The sequence below is a fragment of the Pseudomonas sp. FIP_A4 genome (assembly GCF_036701605.1).
In the GTDB taxonomy this organism is placed as follows: Bacteria; Pseudomonadota; Gammaproteobacteria; order Pseudomonadales; family Pseudomonadaceae; genus Stutzerimonas; species Stutzerimonas phenolilytica.
In genome coordinates this window covers 1-404 of sequence record NZ_JAYDXP010000044.1, presented here as the reverse complement: position 1 = coordinate 404, position 404 = coordinate 1, and the positions used below count along the sequence as shown (strand labels likewise).

Genomic DNA, 404 nt, shown 5'->3' with positions numbered 1-404 from the left:
GCCGCCCTCGATGCGCCGGTGGACGCGCGCCCCCGCGACGACGTCGCCGCCGCGCATCGCCAGGTCGTGCGCCGCGATGGCGATGCTGTCGCTGGCCTCGCGCGGCGGGAGTTCCAGCGTGCGGTGGCGGCGGCGCTGGTCTTCGGGCAGCAGGCCGATGAACGCCTCTTCCAGGCTGTCGCTGGGTGTGCGCCAGCGCCAGTCGCTGGCGGTGGCGGTGATCCACGCGCCGGAAATGCTGATCCTCGACGAGCCGACCTCGGGGGTCTTCACCGAACTCTTTCTCGCACTGATCTACGGCATGGTCGATGCCGAGCGCCGCGGGCGTGCGGCCAGGTCCAGTTCCGCGGGCATGCTGGAGCGAATGTTCCTCGATGGCGCAGCCATAACCCGCTGAGCTGATC

Annotated in this window: 1 pseudogene; it reads left to right on the top strand. The window is 70.8% G+C overall.

From position 1 onward, the window contains the following. Window positions 1-175 precede the first annotated feature (175 nt). A pseudogene (locus U8L64_RS00320) lies at window positions 176-268 on the top strand (ATP-binding cassette domain-containing protein); the annotation flags it as partial. Window positions 269-404 lie beyond the last annotated feature (136 nt).